Below are 17,548 nucleotides of genomic sequence, written 5' to 3'. Positions count from 1 at the left end.
AATGAATATTCCACACTGGTGGCAAAACGGCGTTATCTATCAGGTGTATCCCAAGAGTTTTCAGGACACCACCGGCAGCGGCACGGGTGATTTGCGCGGCGTAACGCAGCGCCTCGGCTATCTGCAAAAGCTGGGCGTGGACGCTATCTGGCTGACGCCGTTCTACATTTCGCCGCAGGTTGATAACGGCTACGATGTCGCCGACTACATGTCAGTTGACCCGGCTTACGGCACGCTTGCAGACTTTGACGAACTGGTAGCAGCGGCGAAAACGCGCGGCATACGCATTATTCTGGATATGGTGTTTAACCACACCTCAACCCAGCACGCCTGGTTTCGTGAGGCGCTGGATAAAGACAGCCCGTATCGTCAGTTTTATCTCTGGCGCGACGGCGAACCGACCACCCCGCCGAACAACTGGCAGTCAAAATTTGGCGGCAGCGCCTGGGGCTGGCACGCCGAAAGCGAGCAGTATTATCTGCATCTCTTTGCCCCGGAGCAGGCCGACCTGAACTGGCAAAACCCGGCGGTACGCGCCGAGCTGAAAAAAGTGTGCGAGTTCTGGGCCGATCGCGGCGTGGACGGCCTGCGCCTCGACGTAGTCAATCTTATCTCCAAAGATCAGGACTTCCCGAACGATCCCGACGGCGATGGCCGCCGTTTTTATACCGACGGTCCGCGCGCGCATGCGTTTTTACGCGAGATGAACCGCGACGTTTTCACCCCACGTAGCCTGATGACAGTCGGCGAAATGTCTTCCACCACGCTGGAAAACTGTCAGCAATACGCCGCGCTGGACGGTAGCGAACTGTCGATGACCTTTAACTTCCACCACCTGAAGGTGGATTACCCCAACGGTGAAAAATGGACGTTAGCCAAACCGGACTACGTGGCGCTCAAAACTCTGTTCCGCCACTGGCAGCAGGGCATGCACAACGTCGCATGGAATGCGCTGTTCTGGTGTAACCACGATCAGCCGCGCATCGTGTCGCGTTTTGGCGATGAAGGGAAATACCGTGTGCCCGCCGCCAAAATGCTGGCGATGGTGCTGCACGGTATGCAGGGCACGCCCTATATCTACCAGGGGGAAGAGATTGGCATGACCAACCCGCACTTCCGCCAGATTACTGATTACCGCGATGTAGAAAGCCATAACATGTTCGCCGAACTGAACGGGCAGGGACGCGATGCCGAAGAGTTGCTGGCAATCCTCGCCAGTAAATCCCGCGATAATAGCCGCACGCCAATGCAGTGGGATGCCAGCCAGCACGCGGGTTTCACCGCGGGCGAACCGTGGATCAATCTGTGTGACAACGCAGCCGAGATCAACGTTGCAGCGGCGCTTGATGATGCTGATTCTGTGTTTTACGCCTATCAGAAGCTGATCGCCCTGCGTAAAACAGAGCCGGTTATCACCTGGGGCGATTACCAGGATCTGTTACCAGACAGCCCACACGTATGGTGTTATCAGCGCGAATGGCAAGGACGGCGGCTGCTGGTTATTGCCAACCTGAGCGATACCTTCCAGAACTGGCAACCGACGCATGCCGACGGAAACTGGCAGGTGCTGATGCACAACTATGCCGAGGTCGCCAGCCAACCCGTTGACATGACGCTGCGTCCTTTTGAAGCCGTCTGGTGGGTGCAAAAATAGCTTGCAATGATGTTCAGGCCCGGTATGCATAGCGCTGCCGGGCGTTGTCGCCTACGCTCAGCTTACCTTCCTGTTTTTGCTGAATAATTAATCAGAATTTTCCAGGGGTAATTTACAATCGGCTGTAGCGCCCGTCATCTGTACGCTCCGATTTTTACTTTGCGCTACATCAAAAAAATCGTAAACATCCTTGATGCAAATCACTACATATAGAACTTAAAATGCACGCCGACCCAATATGTTGTATTAATCGCCTATAATTGCTACAACTACAATGCACCGCTTCACGGTGGAATTGTGGATAACGTGGGTCAGGATTGCGGGAAGTCATTGGCAATAGAGATGAATAAAGCCATGGCCGCTTCCCCAACCTCTGTGGATAACCTGTTCTTATAAATATGGAGTGATCATGACACCGCATGTGATGAAACGAGATGGCTGTAAAGTGCCGTTTAAATCAGAGCGCATCAAAGAAGCCATTCTGCGTGCAGCTAAAGCAGCGGGAGTCGATGACGCAGATTACTGTGCCACCGTCGCAGAAGTCGTTAGTAGCCTGATGAATGAGCGCAGCCAGGTCGATATCAACGAGATCCAGACAGCGGTAGAAAACCAGCTGATGTCTGGCCCGTACAAACAACTCGCCCGTGCGTACATCGAATATCGCCACGACCGTGATATCCAGCGTGAAAAACGTGGCCGTCTGAACCAGGAAATTCGTGGTCTGGTTGAGCAAACCAACTCTGCTCTGCTGAACGAAAACGCCAACAAAGACAGCAAAGTGATCCCGACCCAGCGCGATCTGCTGGCCGGTATCGTCGCCAAACACTATGCGCGCCAACACCTGCTGCCGCGTGATGTCGTTCAGGCGCACGAGCGTGGTGATATTCACTATCACGATCTCGACTACTCGCCGTTCTTCCCGATGTTTAACTGCATGCTGATCGACCTGAAAGGCATGCTGACGCAGGGCTTTAAGATGGGTAACGCGGAGATTGAGCCGCCAAAATCCATCTCTACCGCGACCGCCGTGACCGCGCAGATTATCGCGCAGGTTGCCAGCCATATTTATGGCGGTACTACCATTAACCGTATTGATGAAGTTCTCGCGCCGTTCGTGACCGAGAGCTTTAATAAACATCGCAAGACCGCTGAAGAATGGCAGATCCCGGACGCTGACGGTTATGCCCATTCCCGTACCGAAAAAGAGTGCTACGACGCTTTCCAGTCCCTTGAGTATGAAGTGAACACCCTGCATACCGCCAACGGTCAGACGCCGTTCGTCACCTTTGGTTTTGGCCTGGGCACCAGTTGGGAATCGCGTTTGATCCAGCAGTCTATTCTGCGTAACCGCATTGCTGGCCTCGGTAAAAACCGTAAAACCGCGGTGTTCCCGAAACTGGTGTTCGCAATTCGCGATGGTCTGAACCACAAGTTTGGCGATCCGAACTACGACATCAAGCAGCTGGCGCTGGAATGCGCGAGCAAGCGTATGTACCCGGACATCCTGAACTACGATCAGGTGGTCAAAGTCACCGGTTCGTTCAAAACGCCAATGGGCTGCCGCAGCTTCCTCGGCGTGTGGGAAAACGAGAACGGCGAACAGGTTCACGATGGTCGCAACAACCTCGGCGTTATCAGCCTCAACCTGCCGCGTATCGCGCTGGAAGCCCATGGCGATGAAGCCACCTTCTGGAAACTGCTCGACGACCGTCTGGTGCTGGCGCGTAAAGCGCTAATGACCCGTATCGCGCGTCTGGAAGGCGTAAAAGCCCGCGTTGCGCCCATTCTGTACATGGAAGGTGCCTGCGGCGTGCGTCTGAAAGCGGACGATGACGTGTCTGAGATCTTTAAAAATGGTCGCTCCTCTATCTCTCTGGGCTACATCGGCATTCATGAGACCATCAACGCGCTGTTTGGCGACAAACATGTCTATGACAGCGAGCAACTGCGCGCCAAAGGTATCGCCATTGTGGAACGTCTGCGTCAGGCGGTCGATCAGTGGAAAGACGAGACCGGCTATGGCTTTAGCCTGTACAGCACGCCGAGTGAAAACCTGTGTGACCGCTTCTGCCGTCTGGATACCGCCGAGTTTGGCGTGGTGCCGGGCGTAACCGACAAAGGTTACTACACCAACAGCTTCCACCTCGACGTGGAGAAAAAGGTGAACCCGTACGACAAGATCGATTTCGAAGCGCCATACCCGCCGCTGGCGAGCGGGGGCTTCATTTGCTACGGCGAGTACCCGAATATTCAGCACAACCTGAAAGCGCTGGAAGACGTTTGGGATTACAGCTATCAGCACGTGCCGTATTACGGCACCAACACGCCAATCGATGAATGCTACGAGTGCGGCTTTACCGGTGAGTTCGAGTGCACCAGTAAAGGCTTCACCTGCCCGAAATGTGGTAACCACGACGCCGCGCGCGTGTCGGTCACCCGCCGCGTGTGCGGTTATTTAGGCAGCCCGGACGCACGTCCGTTTAACGCCGGTAAGCAGGAAGAAGTGAAGCGCCGCGTTAAGCATTTAGGCAATGGGCAGATAGGTTAATATCCGTTTGCAAAGGCCGTAGGCCTGATAAGACGCAATCGCGTCGCCATCAGGCATCACAATGTTGCCGGATGCGGTGCAAGCACCTTATCCGGCCTACATGCTTTCTGGACATCCTCTATGCGCTACCATCAATACTATCCTGTCGATATCGTCAACGGCCCAGGAACCCGATGCACCCTGTTTGTGTCAGGGTGCGTACACGAATGCCCCGGTTGCTATAACAAAAGCACCTGGCGGCTCAATTCCGGCGAGCCGTTTACCAAAGAGATGGAAGATAAGATCATTGCCGATCTGAACGACACGCGTATTCACCGTCAGGGAATTTCGCTGTCGGGCGGCGATCCGCTGCATCCGCAGAACGTGCCGGATATTCTGCAACTGGTACAACGTATTCGCGCTGAGTGTCCGGGGAAAGATATCTGGGTGTGGACCGGCTACAAGCTCGATGAACTCAACGCCGCACAGATGCAGGTGGTGGATCTCATCAACGTGCTGGTTGATGGCAAATTTGTGCAGGACCTCAAAGACCCGGCGCTGATCTGGCGCGGTAGCAGCAACCAGGTCGTGCATCATTTGCGATAAAATCACTCAGGAGAGGCGTGTTCACAGCCTCTCCGTCCATTTACTCATTCGCGATTGCGCTTTACCACGGGCATCAATGGCACGCCCATCCGGCAGCCAGCGCTCCGCTTCCCCTTTCAGTATCCCCTTTTCATAACAGAGACGCTGGGCAAGCGAGCCGTCCGGATAGAACTGTTCGCTGAGCTGGTGACGCAACCCCTGACTCCACTGCTCACGCTGCTGTAGCTGCCCGGAAGGATAAAAGCTGCGGCATTCGCCGTGCAGCAGGCCGTCAAGCCACTGCTCTTCTCGCAGTAGCTCGCCGTTTTCCGAGAAGTAACGAGCAATACCGTCCGGCCTGCCCTCACGATACGCCTGCTGCATAGCTAGCTGGCCGTTAGGATGCCAGCGCTCCATTACCCCATGCAGCGCCCCCTGTTGATATCGCAAAACTGCCAGCAGGCGTCCGTTCTCTTCAATTCTCGTCTCACCGTTTAGCTGGTCGTTCGCAAGATTTGCCCGTAGCAGGGTGTTATCCAGGTGATATTCCTGCATATCGCTCATCAGTTAATCTTCACCAGGCCACCTTTAATTATCAGCATCCCGCCACCATCCACCGTTTGGGTCGCGCTGGCTTTGCTGGTGAGCGTGGCTTTTGCTTCGTGGCTGATGGTTGCGGCTTTCTGGGTCAGAGAGGCTTTCGCTTCACTGGCTATGCTGGTGGCATCCAGCTTCATGCTGCCCGACGCGCTGGCGTTAAGACCCGACCCGCTCTTGATGTCCAACGTTTTACCGCTCTCGAGAGTTAGCGTACCGCTGACCTTAATCGTCAGGTTGCCATCGACGTTCAGCGTGTAGTTGCCCTTTACCTTATGCGTCTCGTTGCCGTCGATGACGTGCTCCTGATCGCCTTTCACCGTCACGCTGCGCTTCTCTTTTACCTCCAGTGTGTCGCTGCCTTTTTCGATTTTCACCGCACGATTGCCTTTTTTTAGGGTGACGGTTTCGTTGCCCTCTTCAACGGTACGCGTGCGGTCGTTTTTGACGTTCTGAATGTCGTCATGGCTGATAGTCGTTTTGCTGTCGTTAAGAACGGTAAGCTGGAAGTCTTTTTGCGCCTGCATCGCCAGCAGCTCGGCATCTTTTTTGTCGTCGAAGCGTAGTTCGTTGAAGCCTTTTTCACTTTTGGTTTTAATGCCCGACTGGGTCTGGTTCGCCGGAAGTGCGTACGGCAGCGCATTCGCGCCGTTGTAGACGCAGCCGGTAATCAGCGGTTTATCCGGGTCGCCGTCGATAAAGCTCACCACCACTTCCTGACCGATGCGCGGGATAAACTGCGCGCCGAAGCCGTTGCCGCTCCACGCCGTCGCCACCCGCAGCCAGCAGGAGCTGGTTTCGTCGCTTTTGCCCTCTCTGTCCCATGGGAACTGCACCTTCACCCGACCAAGTTTGTCGGTCCAGATCTCCTCGCCGCTTTTACCCACCACCATCGCCGTTTGCGTATGCATAAAGGGTTGTGGCGTCACGGCGAGGGGGCGATACGGCGTGGCCTTTGGAATAGCAGTGAAGCGGTTGCGATAGCGTTCACCATCGTACTCGTGGCTAACGGCGGTGATTAGCCAGTCGATGTTCAGAGATTTGTCGTCATGATCGGTTAGCGTAAACCAGTGCCCGGCCATCAGCGCCGCGCAGTCGCTTTCGCCCACCAGCTGTTTCGCCTGCGCTTTCAGGGCGTTAACCTTCCACGCCGTCAGCGCGTCGCCTTCGGCTTTAACGCTAAAACGCCCCGGATGCTGGTACTGCATACCGCCCTTCTTCTCGCCCGTCTGCGAAAACAGCGCAGCTTTTGGTTGTTCGTAGTTAAAATCGCTGCTCTGGAAGCCCTGGGCGGTGGCCTGTAAATGCAGTTCTGCCGAGCGAATCATGCCGGTTTCCCGTGCGCCGCTTGCTGCGGCCTGATACTTCACTTTTTTGTCGCCAGGTATCGGCGGAAAAGCGCTGTTATCATCCGCCAGCACCAGGGTGTGCTTGCCCGCTTCATAGGTGAAGAACCAGAAGATCCCCTCCTGCTCCAGCAGGCGCGAGATAAAGTTGAAATCGCTTTCGTTATATTGCAGGCAGTATTCCCGCTTCGCCGGTTTGCTTTTCAGTTGAAATTTGTAGTCGCTAAACCCGGCGTCTTTAAACACCTGCTCGACGATCTCCTGCGCGCTGAGGTTCTGAAACACGCGGTTGTTACTGGCAAGCGTCAGCCACCACAGCCACGGGCGCAGCACAAACTGGTAGCGATCGGCGTTAGCGGTGGCGGGGAGCTGGTGCGCCTCGGCAATCAGCCCGTCGTAGTCGGCGTTGTTGATCGTCGTTGTCAGATGAGTTGCCAGCGTGCTGTCGAGGGTTAACGGCGCGGAGGTAGCCGCAGCAACGGTGGCGGTGGTCAGGCCGTTAAGCTGTGATTCGTTGTACGCGGTGGCGGCGGTAAGACCGGTCAGGGTTGGGGCGGTGAGTTTGATGATAGTGGTATCGGGCATGGGGAAGTCCTTTTTCAACGATAGCGCTAGCGCCGGTTAGCCTGATGATAAACCTCATCGCCATCACGTCTGCCCACGGCGATCACAAGAACGACAACCTGCTCGTCCTCGACCTGATAGACCAGACGATACCCGGCACTGCGTAGCTTGATTTTATAACGGTGTAATTTGCCAGACAGGCGGGCGGCAGGGACATGAGGGTTCTCTAGCCGTTCCGCTAGCTTCTTTTTGAACTGCTCGCGTAATGTGGGTGAAAGTTTGCGCCACTCCTTGAGCGCAATATCTAAAAACTCCAGACTATAGGTCATTTAAAGACACCTGTATTCGCTTTCCACCTTCACGTTCGTCGGCGATACGGTTCAGCTCCGCATCTTCTGCCAGCTCCAGCAAATACGCATAGACCGCAGGCGGCACGCAGTAAAACGCTGGCTCATTGCGGTTCAGAATCGCCACCGCTTCACCTTCCCCTGCGTTAACCGTCCCCATCGGGTTACGTTTCAGGTCGGTGATGCTGGCTGCGGTTTTGGTCAGTATGTGAAATGGCATGGTTGTTTCCTCGTTAATGAGGTTTTAGTATAGGCCACAAAAGGTACTTTTAAAAGCATCATTAAAAATGCTTTTACTACACCAAAACCATGGCATTATGGTCTGTTGCCCGGTTAACGGCGCGGAGGTGGTTATAATTAAATTCATTCACTCGTCATAAAAAGATATTTTACATGGAAAAACATCATATAATTTTTCATATTTATTACTAACTGGGGAGTGATATACCCCAGAATAAAAAACCTTCCATTTATTTTCATGGTGTACACATATAGGATAATATGAAAAATAGCCATCACCAAATTTCTTTTCTTTTAAAAATTTTTCACCAGAATAAAAAGGGCCAGCATAATCCCTATATTCCACTCTACAGACGCATTCTCCCTGCACAGTAATTTTACCTAATGATGTCCCATCTGAATCATGAAAAAAGATAAATTTTCTATCATTTTTATTTACCTGTAATGCACAACCATTCATTCCTGTTGATATGGCCAACGCTCCATTATTTTGAGGAATTGGAACCTCACAACTTCCAACCCCTCCCAATCCATTGGTAACAAAGGGGAAATACCAATCACTACCGGAGTTATTTGTTAATATCAACTTATATATTTTATCTTTTACTTTAACACACTTCACACTACAATTCCCTGAATTTAAAATTACACCTTTAGCAATATCGACAAGAAAAACATACTGTAAGAGTGTCGACTCAGGGTTCGTTCGTAACAAGGCAAGTTTCGTATCACCATCATCAACATCCCATTTAAATGGCCACATATTATTCTCCTTTTATAGATACGACTCAATTAATAACTTGTAATTTTCTCTCCATCACTTCCCCAACCACCAGATTCTCAACATCCCTGGCCCCGGCTCCCTTACATTTCTCCATTACCCTTCCTACCAACCCATCCTCCATATTTAATTTCTCCCCCGTCGCCACGAAATATCGCTGTGATAATTTCTCCAGTTTCGCCAGCACAATGCCTTTTAATATTTTTTCATCCAGTGCCCGATAAGCCACCGTGGTCATCCGCGCTAAAAACGCCGGGCGGAAATGTTTTAATAACTCCTCACGCAATGCCTCGTTAAAGTGTTCGCTCTTTAATTCACTAACCGGCGTGTCGAGAATTAACTCCGCGCCGACGTTGCTGGTTGCCAGCATTACCGTATTTTTAAAATCGACAATCAGCCCGGTGCCGTCTTCCATTACCCCTTTATCGAAAACGTTATAAAATGCCTCCAGCACGTCCGGGTGCGCTTTTTCGATTTCGTCGAGCAGTACCACCGAATAAGGTCGACGGCGCACCGCTTCGGTTAACGCCCCGCCGCTGCCATAACCGACGTAGCCCGGCGGCGCGCCTTTGAGCTGGCTGACAGTATGCGCCTCCTGATATTCCGACAGGTTAATGGTGATCAGATTGCGTTCACCGCCGTACAAAGCATCGGCCAGCGCATAGGCGGTTTCGGTTTTACCCACGCCGGTTGGCCCCACCAGCAGGAACACGCCGACCGGCTTTTGCGGATCGGTCAGGCCGCTGCGATAGGCGCGCAGACGTTGGGCGATGGTCTCCAGCGCTGCCTGTTGTCCCATTACCCGCTCGCTCATGCGTGCAACCAGCGTGCGCAGGGCGTGGGCTTCATCGGTCTGCATCTGGCCGATTGGGATCCCGGTCCAGCCGCTGATCACCGAAGCCACCGTGGCGGGATCGACGCAGTCCGGCACCAGCGGCACTTCGTCACGTAGCTGGGCGGCGGCGGTTTCCAGTTTGCCGATCAGCGCGGCGCACTCCACCAGTTCCTCTTCCAGTTCATCATCCTCTTCCAGCCGCACGCTGAGATCCAGCATTCGCTGACGGGCGGCCTGTAGCTCGCCGACCCGCTGGCGCTCGTCCTGCCAGCGCTCCTCCACCTCCCGCGCCTGCTGGTGGAGTTTTTCCGCCTGCGCCTCCAGTTCACACAGTCGGTCGTGATGATCGACGCCCACCAGCAGTTCGCGGTTCAGGCGTTCGCTCTCTTCTTCAATGGCCGCCAGATGCTGACGGATCTCCTCAAGCTGGGGCGGCACGTCATGCTGCGCCAGCGCCACCCGCGCGCAGGCGGTGTCGAGTACGCTGATCGCTTTGTCCGGCAACTGGCGACCAGAGATATAGCGCTGCGAGAGGCGCACCGCCTCGCGGATCGCCGTATCCAGAATTTGTACCCCGTGATGCGCCTCCAGTTTATCGGCCACCGCCCGCAGCATGATCACCGCGCTGTTCTCGTCCGGTTCCTCGATCTGGATACGCTGAAAACGCCGGTCCAGCGCCGGATCTTTCTCGAAATATTTTTTGTACTCCTGCCAGGTGGTGGCGGCGATGGTACGCAGTTCACCACGCGCCAGCGCCGGTTTCAGCAGGTTGGCGGCATCATTACCCCCCTCGGCGCCGCCCGCGCCAATCAGCGTGTGGGCTTCGTCGATAAATAAAATGATCGGCTGCGGGGATTTTTTAACGGCGTCAATGACGCCTTTTAGTCGCTGCTCAAATTCACCTTTCACGCCCGCTCCCGCCTGCAACAAGCCAAGATCGAGCGCCAGCAGAGCGACATCACGCAACGACGGCGGCACGCTGGCTTCGGCGATGCGCAGCGCCAGTCCTTCGGCGACGGCGGTTTTGCCCACACCTGGCGCACCCACCAGAATCGGGTTGTTCTGCCTGCGACGCAGCAGGATGTCGATGCACTGGCGGATCTCCGCGTCGCGCCCGATGATCGGATCGATCCGCCCTTCCCGCGCGTCACGCGTCAGATCGTGCGTATATTGATCCAGAACCCCGCCTTCACGCTTCGGGGATTCGCCCTTGTCAGGGTCTGCAGCCTCCTCAACGGAGTTGCGACACCAGCTCTGCCACTGGCTTTCCAGCTCCGCAGCCGGAAGCTGTAACAACAGTGGCATTCCCTGCGCCAACTGGGTACGCAGCCGTTCTCGGGTGAGTAAGGTCAGGAGCAATAAGGCCGAACGAACCAGAGGAATACGCTGGAACGTCGCCTGCAAAATAGCCCCTTCCAGTAGCTCTATCAGGTGTACGGAAAACACCGGCATCCGCGTACAGCCCGTTTTGAACTGCGCCTGAGCACGCTGGATCTCTTCACGTAACGTATCGGTGGAGATCGCCGCGTTGCTCAGGCAATACGCTAAATCACAGTGTTCATCATCCAGTAAAGCCAGCAGCATATGCTCCGGCTCAACGAACCAGTGTCCCTGCGCCCGGCTGCGTTCGGCGGCCTGTTCCAGCGCACGAAAACAAATTGGGTTCAGTCGTTTTACCAGCGCTTTCAAATCCATTTACTGTTCTCCTCAAGATGCTGTTGGCAATGGAACATGGCGGGCTTGCGCCCTGCCAGTTGCGCGGTATAACCCAGACGCGGCGGCGCAGCGCGGGTTAAGCGATGATCCAGAGTCAGGGTTGCGCGCATCATCAATTCCAGCGTTATTCCCGCGCCAAACCAGATTTCCGCTAATTTGCTCAGTTGAATAAATCCCCGCCCGCCAGGTAAAAATGTTCGCCACTGCGCGGCATTTTCCGCACGCAGATGCACCCGTAGCGCCGCATGCTGATTCCATATTCGCCGACCAGCGACGCTATTGCGCCCCAGCCGACACCCGGTCCGGCTTTGAGACGCCAGCGGCAAGGATTGCCAGCGCCCGATAAACTCCTCAATATGAACGGTGATACCGAGCGTTGCCGCCACCAGCGCCACAAATCCCGCCGTTGAACGCCGACGATTCGCCAGCCCGCTGCTTTGCGACAGCAGACGCTGTAGCTGCCCAGACTGAGGCTTTTTTACGGCATCCAGATCAAAACCACACAGCACCCGCATCAACGTAAACCCCGGCGCATCTTCTCGCCTGGCGTAAGGCGTTGCCAGCCGATACAGGCTCAGGCTACGGCAGTGATGTTGAATCAAGCGCTGTTGAAACAGATGAATAAAGTCCTGCGACGCGCTGTTTTTATCCTGCGCCGCCTGTTGCAGCCATTCCAGCCAGCCGTAGGGCAGCACCCCATCGGCTCCGCCCGGCCCCAGGCTGTGGACCTGAAGGGTACCGTCGCGCAGCGACACCTCCGCAGGCGTGAACGCCAGCCCCAGTTCCCCCCGCAGCGCGGGCGTTTCACCGCTCGCCCGTAAGATGCGAATACACTGCTCGAGCGAAAAGCGCCACGGCTCGCGCCGCAATTGGGCGATTACGCTATCAGCGCGGTCTGTTCGGCTTCTGTCCATAGCGACAGTTCCTCTCCATCTTCCTGCAATACCGTACGAACAAAGCAGTTCGCGGTGGCATTGCGAGCCAGAAAACGGGCGATGATGCCGGCAAATAGCAGTCGGCTATTGCCAGTAAATGATTGTGGTTCAAGAGTTAACGTCACCTGGATGCCGTTATGCCAACCGCGCCAGGCATCGCCTCCCCGATGCTCACTGACCCGTTGGCAACGCATCTCGCGAATACCATTAATCTGTTGCCAGACGGCGGGTGACGCGGCGGAAGGGGCATACAGCGCCAGCAGCTCTTTCAGCGACGCCAGCGCCATCTCGCCTTCCACTAGCGACAGGTGATTGAGCGCCAGCGAGGAAAGCAACTTCCAGCGCGTGTCTCGCTGTAATGCTGGCTCAGAAGGCGTGGTCGGCGTACCCAGTAAATGTACTTGCGCAACCGGGCCCGGCACTTCGAAGGTCAATGGCGTTCCCGCTGTAAGTTGTGCGGCCTGCTCACCGTTGCTGCACCAGAGCGTTGCCGTCAGACTGGTTTCTTCATCCGCCACATACGGGTCAAAACGGCTGTCCACCAGCGTTAGCCACAGCGCATTCCCCTGGTGGCGGTGACGCCGTGCATACCAGAACCAGCGGGCCTCGCTATGTCCCTGGGCTGAGTAGTACGCAGGAACGCGCCAGGCTTTCTCACGGCAACTCATCCACAGCGCCTGTACGCGGTAGATGTGCACATTTTTGTCATGATGATCGGCGACCAGCCGATGTTCGCTCTGGGTATGTTCGACAAACAGCGGCTCTGAGGTGCGAGTAAAAAGGTTTATTACCGGCACGCAGCCCAGACGAATATCGCCAGGTTTAATATGCTGTGCTGCCTGTGGAGCATTGTCGAAAGGGATACACACCGTGATACTGTCGCCCTCGCCCGTCGACGGCAGCGGTAAATCAAAATACATCAGCGTCTGCGGACAGTTCATCCAGGCACTGAGCGCCAGCACGCTGGACTCTACGCCCGGTTCGCTGGGCAAAATCTTTTCGGCATTCAGCAGGCCAATGGGATGTGGGCGCAGCGGCCCAATGACATGGGCATATAACAAATCAAACAGCGTGGCATTGATTTGCGGCGAACCGCTGAGATGAATGCGCAACTGTGTTACCGCCAACGTTGAGAACTGATGCGGCGGCAGGCAGCGTAGCTGAATACGCAATGCGCCACGCGCCTGCGCCATTCCGCTCAACTGCCGGGCCTGTGCGGCATCACACCAGACAACATTTTCAATCTCGATAGGCCACAGCGTTTGCGCCAATGCCGTGCGCCACCAGACCGTTTCTCCACTTTCCGTTTGCGCGTATAACGGCGTTCCGGCAGGAAGCGTGTAGCCCTGACTCAGATCGCCCGCCAGCGGATCGGCGGTAAAACAGGCGGTTGCGCAAGAAGGAAAAGGGCGTAGCAAATGGGGAGAGAGCTGTTCCAGTAGCGAGTCGCATAGCTCACCAAAGCCGTCATCAAGACGCTGATGCAGCCTGGCGCTTTGCAACGCAAAGCCTTCCAGGAGTCGTTCAACATGGGGATCCGGGCAATCGAATTCACTCAGCCGCAGTCGGGAAGCAACATGCGGATGCCGACGAGCGAATTCACCGCTGGCGGTTCGCAGCCATCGTAGCTCTTGCAGATAATCATCAAGCAATCGATCGTCCATTGATCTCCCCTGATACGGGTTATCGCCAACCGCCATTTTGGTACGCCAGCTCCAGCGTTAGCGGTTCGTCGTCGTTCCACAGCATCGCGTCAAGTTGCAGCGCCAGCGTCTGATGATGGGCATCTTTTACGCTCACGATCAGCGCCTGAATCCGGGGCTCATGGCGCAAAATAACAGCGCGCAGCTGACGGCAATACCAACGCAGCACCCGTTCATCGCCTGCGTTCAGCCCGTGCCATTCCGGGACGCCCCAGGCAAGCAGCACCGGCAATGTGTCAGCATCTTCTGCCGCACGGGAGTTGAACAGTCTTCTCAACTCCCGGCAAACCGACTCACGCGGCGTAATGTCCTCATCCATCAGTCTGTCGAGCAGCGCGACGGGTAGTGACATGGGCATTACCTCAAGTTACGGTTTCTTATTCATCGCCATATCCCAGACGGAAGAGACGTTACCCTCTTTCTGACCTCCCAGTTTCTGAGCGGTAATTTCCCATTTAATTTTGGTGAAATTTAGCGACATCGTTTCCACCGGCTTACCACCGGAACCGCCGCTCACGCTCAGATGCGAGATAATCACGTTATCCAGGGTATACACGATAAGTGGCAGTATTTTGTCGTCATCATTACGGCATAACGTCAACACGGCTTCTTTAATCATCTTCCCGCTGCAGCAGTACTCATTAAGCTTTGGCGTGGAAAGGTCGACAAACTTGGTCAGCGACATTTCCCCCACGTGCGCCCGTCCGGAGGTGCGTTCGGTGTTACTGACGTCGTTGGTGACCTGCATTGCGACGTTATGGCTGTAGGACATGATCTCTATCTGATCTTTAAATCCATCAACCTGACTTTCGCCTTTGATATCGTCGAGCTTTAAAAAAATCGCATCCATGGTTTATCTCCTTAATGATCAAGCGGCTGCCGGTGGCGGCAGTTCGGCGACCAGACGAATAGAGGTGGTTAACTCTTCTAACTGGAAGTGCGGACGCAGGAATACAACCGCGCGATAGACCCCCGGCTTGCCAGGCACAGCACTTACGTCCACCCGCGCTTCGCGCAGCGGATAACGCGCTTTGATCTCCTGTGGGGCGCTGTCGGTGAGCAGGACATAATCGGCAATCCAGTTGTTGAGGTAGCTTTCGATCTCGTCACGGCTCATAAAGCTGCCAATCTTGTCGCGCATAATAACCTTCAGGTAGTGCGCAAAGCGCGAGGCGGCCAGGATGTACGGTAGCATTGCTGAAATGCGCGCGTTGGCGTTGGCTTCCGGCGTGTTGTAGATTTTTGCCTGATTAGTCGTTTGTCCACCAAAGAACGCGGCGGTGTTAGTATTCTTTTTATGGCACAGCGCGATAAACCCGAGATCGTTCAACTCTTTCTCACGGCGATCGGTGATGGCTATCTCCGTTGGACAGCGCAGACTGATATCGCCGGATGGCGTAGAGAAGGTATGCGCTGGAAGATCTTCCACCAGTCCACCGCCTTCAGCGCCACGAATCGCCGCGCACCAGCCATACAAGGCAAATGCCTCGGTAATGCGGTTAGCCAGCACCCATGCGGCGTTGCCCCACAGGTATTTACTCGCGTCCATGCCGTTAACATCTTCAACGAAGTTCACCCCTTCTACCGGCACCGTATCCGGTCCGTACGGCAGACGCTGCAACACATGCGGTAACACCAGCGAGACATAGCGGGAGTCATCGCTATCGCGGAAGGCTCGCCATTTAATCAATTCGGTGCTTTCGAAGATCTTCGCCAGATCGCGCGGGACGCCCAGCTCAGCGAACGATCCCATATCAAATAAGCGCGGACTGGCGGCAGCAATAAATGGCGCATGGGCCGCTGCCGCCACCTGGGAGATTTTCTCCAGCAGCGCCACGTCCTGCGGATGTCGACCAAACTCAAAATCGCCCACCAACACGCTGTAAGGGTTGCCGCCGAAAGTCCCGTATTCATCTTCATACAGTTTTTTGAACAACGTGCTCTGGTCAAACTCGACCGCTTTTTCCAGATCGTCCTGCAACTCCTTACGTGACACATTCAGCAGACGCAATTTCAGCCGGGTGCTGGTTTCGGTATTCATCACAAATTGATGCAGGCCACGCCAGGAGGCTTCCAGTTTCTGCATCTCCGGGTGATGTAATACTTCATTCAACTGGTCGCTGATGAGCGCGTCAATCTGCGCAATGCGGTGGTTGATCATCGCTACGGTATCGCTTTCAATCACCATCCCTTCATCAAGAATCTGCGTAGCCAGTTCTTCCAGCATGTCACGCGCGTAGGTCTGCTGTAGCTCATCGCGCGCCATTCGCCCTTCCTGAATAATGCGGTCCAGCACGCTCAGCGTAACGGTTTGCCCACCGGTTTCAGCTTGTTCCTGAACATTGTCCATTGTTCTTCCCCTTTTTAGTTACGCGTTGTCAGTCGGTTTTTCTTCAGCAATGGGTCTTAACGCCTGAAGCTCAGCGTTGTCATTGACTACCTGCTGCAACAACGTATCCAGATCGTCGTTACCATCCAGTTTGGTTAGCAGGTCGCGTAAGCGTTGACGGGCAAGAAAAAGACGTTGGAGGGGTTTAACCTGATTAATGATATTGAGAGGAGAAAAGTCGTCGAATTCGTTGAAGTGGAGTTCTACGTTCAGTTTACTGCCATCATTAGCCAGACGATTTTCAACCTGTATCGCCAGACGAGGCGAGGCAGAAGAGAGTACATCGTCGAAATTATCACGATCGATTTCAACAAAACGGCGCTCACGTAATTTGGCCGGTGGAGATGCCGGATGCCCGGATAGATCCGCTAAAATACCAACAACCAAAGGAAGTTCTTTTTTCTCAATCGCGCCACCAGTTTCCACGTCATAGGTTATTTGCACGCGCGGCGGCCTAATACGGTTGAGTTTATGCTGAATGCTCTCTGCCATATTTAATCCTTTTTATTGCAATAGTATCCCTGGTGCTATTTTTGCCGCACCATTATTCGAAAATAGATTTTTCTGAATAACTACATGCAATATAAAAAACACAACAAAAAATAAATATCAACTTAATTTTTCAGTTTTTACACCAGGATCGCCGCTTTGATAAAAATCAAAATCAATTAAATAACCAATTAAAATCAATGAGATACAAATAAATAATCACTGAGATGATATTTTCAACAAAACTAATTCACCATGCGAATAAATCAAGTAAAACGTTTTTTATTTTATAATCCGCGCTGAATAATGATTTAAATCAAAAAACAAACCTCAACCATTAATTACCGTTCTTATAACAATATAAAAGGACTTTATATGAAAAGCGGCATATGCCATTCGGCCATATTAATATTATTCAGTACCTTAACTTTACTGAATAGCGGCTGTTCATTGTGGCAAAACCGTGTGGCATTTAATGATGTAATTATTGAAACAGTTCCGGATGCCAATGATAACGCACCGGTAGCAGTAGATATTGTCGCTATTACCGATAGCGCGCTGTTACCCACCGTCCAGTCACTCTCCGCGACACAGTGGTTTAATGCCAAATCACAATTATTGCGTGATAACCCTGACGGATTTCGCGTCTGGTCTCTGGAACTGGTGCCAGGTTCACGTTTTGTTGCGCAAGAAAATCCCCTGCAGGGCGTTACGACAGAAGCAACACTACTGTTTGCGCGTTATCGCAGTGAAGGCGATCACCGGCTCCGGCTGGATAAAGTCAGTTCACTGCATCTGCTACTGATGACGGATGAGGCAATTCTGGCGCCCTGAACAAGG

General features: G+C 54.1%; 16 protein-coding genes. 4 read left to right on the top strand and 12 right to left on the bottom strand.

The window, feature by feature from the left end:
- Position 1: 1 nt before the first annotated feature.
- The 3 genes from treC to nrdG all read left to right on the top strand — a co-directional run bounded on the left by treC (position 2) and on the right by nrdG (position 4,787).
- Positions 2–1,654: an alpha,alpha-phosphotrehalase gene (treC, locus tag FDW97_RS16050; RefSeq protein WP_137351310.1), complete on the top strand. Its 1,653-nt coding sequence runs from the start codon at positions 2–4 to the stop codon at positions 1,652–1,654.
- 409 nt (positions 1,655–2,063) lie between these two features.
- A complete protein-coding gene (gene nrdD / locus FDW97_RS16045) occupies positions 2,064–4,202 on the top strand; it encodes an anaerobic ribonucleoside-triphosphate reductase (RefSeq protein ID WP_137351309.1) in 2,139 nt (712 codons plus the stop codon).
- Positions 4,203–4,322: 120 nt separating this feature from the next.
- Positions 4,323–4,787 carry an anaerobic ribonucleoside-triphosphate reductase-activating protein gene (nrdG, locus tag FDW97_RS16040; protein WP_069324767.1) on the top strand — a complete coding sequence of 155 codons (465 nt, stop codon included), beginning with the start codon at positions 4,323–4,325 and terminating at the stop codon, positions 4,785–4,787.
- A 21-nt stretch (positions 4,788–4,808) separates the two neighbouring features.
- Here nrdG and FDW97_RS16035 read toward each other — a convergent pair whose 3' ends face one another.
- From FDW97_RS16035 to tssB, 12 genes are all read right to left on the bottom strand, one after another.
- The gene (locus tag FDW97_RS16035; protein ID WP_110496140.1) at positions 4,809–5,330 is read right to left on the bottom strand and encodes a toxin-antitoxin system YwqK family antitoxin; all 522 of its coding nucleotides are present in this window, start codon (positions 5,328–5,330) and stop codon (positions 4,809–4,811) included.
- On the bottom strand, positions 5,330–7,294 hold the full coding sequence (locus FDW97_RS16030) for a type VI secretion system Vgr family protein (protein ID WP_137351308.1): 1,965 nt from the start codon (positions 7,292–7,294) through the stop codon (positions 5,330–5,332). The genes FDW97_RS16035 and FDW97_RS16030 overlap by 1 nt, the downstream gene beginning before the upstream one ends.
- Before the next feature lie 26 nt (positions 7,295–7,320).
- The gene (locus tag FDW97_RS16025; RefSeq protein WP_038636706.1) at positions 7,321–7,602 is read right to left on the bottom strand and encodes a type II toxin-antitoxin system RelE/ParE family toxin; all 282 of its coding nucleotides are present in this window, start codon (positions 7,600–7,602) and stop codon (positions 7,321–7,323) included.
- Positions 7,592–7,840 carry a type II toxin-antitoxin system Phd/YefM family antitoxin gene (locus FDW97_RS16020; protein WP_038636704.1) on the bottom strand — a complete coding sequence of 83 codons (249 nt, stop codon included), beginning with the start codon at positions 7,838–7,840 and terminating at the stop codon, positions 7,592–7,594. The genes FDW97_RS16025 and FDW97_RS16020 overlap by 11 nt, the downstream gene beginning before the upstream one ends.
- A gap of 147 nt (positions 7,841–7,987) precedes the next feature.
- Positions 7,988–8,623, bottom strand: coding sequence for a hypothetical protein (locus FDW97_RS16015; protein ID WP_137351307.1), 636 nt, complete (start codon positions 8,621–8,623; stop codon positions 7,988–7,990).
- Between the two features lie 25 nt (positions 8,624–8,648).
- Positions 8,649–11,171: a type VI secretion system ATPase TssH gene (gene tssH, locus FDW97_RS16010; RefSeq protein ID WP_137351306.1), complete on the bottom strand. Its 2,523-nt coding sequence runs from the start codon at positions 11,169–11,171 to the stop codon at positions 8,649–8,651.
- A complete protein-coding gene (locus tag FDW97_RS16005) occupies positions 11,162–12,106 on the bottom strand; it encodes a type VI secretion system baseplate subunit TssG (protein WP_110496144.1) in 945 nt (314 codons plus the stop codon). Before FDW97_RS16005 ends, tssH begins: the two co-directional genes overlap by 10 nt.
- The gene (gene tssF / locus FDW97_RS16000) at positions 12,070–13,791 is read right to left on the bottom strand and encodes a type VI secretion system baseplate subunit TssF (RefSeq protein ID WP_137351305.1); all 1,722 of its coding nucleotides are present in this window, start codon (positions 13,789–13,791) and stop codon (positions 12,070–12,072) included. The genes FDW97_RS16005 and tssF overlap by 37 nt, the downstream gene beginning before the upstream one ends.
- A gap of 19 nt (positions 13,792–13,810) precedes the next feature.
- Positions 13,811–14,188 (bottom strand): type VI secretion system baseplate subunit TssE, encoded by a 378-nt coding sequence (gene tssE / locus FDW97_RS15995; protein ID WP_085048419.1) that lies wholly within the window; start codon positions 14,186–14,188, stop codon positions 13,811–13,813.
- Between the two features lie 9 nt (positions 14,189–14,197).
- Entirely contained in the window at positions 14,198–14,680 is a 483-nt protein-coding gene (locus tag FDW97_RS15990) for an Hcp family type VI secretion system effector (RefSeq protein WP_085048420.1), read from the bottom strand.
- Between the two features lie 18 nt (positions 14,681–14,698).
- Positions 14,699–16,180: a type VI secretion system contractile sheath large subunit gene (tssC, locus tag FDW97_RS15985; protein ID WP_069324762.1), complete on the bottom strand. Its 1,482-nt coding sequence runs from the start codon at positions 16,178–16,180 to the stop codon at positions 14,699–14,701.
- 18 nt (positions 16,181–16,198) lie between these two features.
- Entirely contained in the window at positions 16,199–16,711 is a 513-nt protein-coding gene (gene tssB, locus FDW97_RS15980; RefSeq protein WP_038636686.1) for a type VI secretion system contractile sheath small subunit, read from the bottom strand.
- Positions 16,712–17,173: 462 nt separating this feature from the next.
- Between tssB and FDW97_RS15975 the strand changes: the two genes are divergently transcribed.
- Positions 17,174–17,542, top strand: coding sequence for a T6SS protein Cts2N (locus FDW97_RS15975; protein ID WP_249359800.1), 369 nt, complete (start codon positions 17,174–17,176; stop codon positions 17,540–17,542).
- The last annotated feature ends 6 nt before the right edge of the window (positions 17,543–17,548 follow it).

Origin of the sequence: Citrobacter sp. wls708 (assembly GCF_005281255.1) — a bacterium.
GTDB classification, from domain to species: domain Bacteria; phylum Pseudomonadota; class Gammaproteobacteria; order Enterobacterales; family Enterobacteriaceae; genus Citrobacter; species Citrobacter werkmanii.
Note: the sequence above shows the minus strand (reverse complement) of the source record. Positions and strands in the feature narration are given on the sequence as shown.

Coding starts and splice junctions, on each gene's coding strand:
- FDW97_RS15990 (WP_085048420.1), bottom strand. CDS start 14,680: ATGGATGCGATTTTTTTAAAGCTCGACGATATCAAAGGCGAAAGTCAG.
- tssE (WP_085048419.1), bottom strand. CDS start 14,188: ATGCCCATGTCACTACCCGTCGCGCTGCTCGACAGACTGATGGATGAG.
- FDW97_RS16020 (WP_038636704.1), bottom strand. CDS start 7,840: ATGCCATTTCACATACTGACCAAAACCGCAGCCAGCATCACCGACCTG.
- FDW97_RS16025 (WP_038636706.1), bottom strand. CDS start 7,602: ATGACCTATAGTCTGGAGTTTTTAGATATTGCGCTCAAGGAGTGGCGC.
- FDW97_RS16035 (WP_110496140.1), bottom strand. CDS start 5,330: ATGAGCGATATGCAGGAATATCACCTGGATAACACCCTGCTACGGGCA.
- FDW97_RS16015 (WP_137351307.1), bottom strand. CDS start 8,623: ATGTGGCCATTTAAATGGGATGTTGATGATGGTGATACGAAACTTGCC.
- tssB (WP_038636686.1), bottom strand. CDS start 16,711: ATGGCAGAGAGCATTCAGCATAAACTCAACCGTATTAGGCCGCCGCGC.
- treC (WP_137351310.1), top strand. CDS start 2: ATGAATATTCCACACTGGTGGCAAAACGGCGTTATCTATCAGGTGTAT.
- tssC (WP_069324762.1), bottom strand. CDS start 16,180: ATGGACAATGTTCAGGAACAAGCTGAAACCGGTGGGCAAACCGTTACG.
- nrdD (WP_137351309.1), top strand. CDS start 2,064: ATGACACCGCATGTGATGAAACGAGATGGCTGTAAAGTGCCGTTTAAA.
- nrdG (WP_069324767.1), top strand. CDS start 4,323: ATGCGCTACCATCAATACTATCCTGTCGATATCGTCAACGGCCCAGGA.
- tssF (WP_137351305.1), bottom strand. CDS start 13,791: ATGGACGATCGATTGCTTGATGATTATCTGCAAGAGCTACGATGGCTG.
- FDW97_RS16005 (WP_110496144.1), bottom strand. CDS start 12,106: ATGGACAGAAGCCGAACAGACCGCGCTGATAGCGTAATCGCCCAATTG.
- tssH (WP_137351306.1), bottom strand. CDS start 11,171: ATGGATTTGAAAGCGCTGGTAAAACGACTGAACCCAATTTGTTTTCGT.
- FDW97_RS16030 (WP_137351308.1), bottom strand. CDS start 7,294: ATGCCCGATACCACTATCATCAAACTCACCGCCCCAACCCTGACCGGT.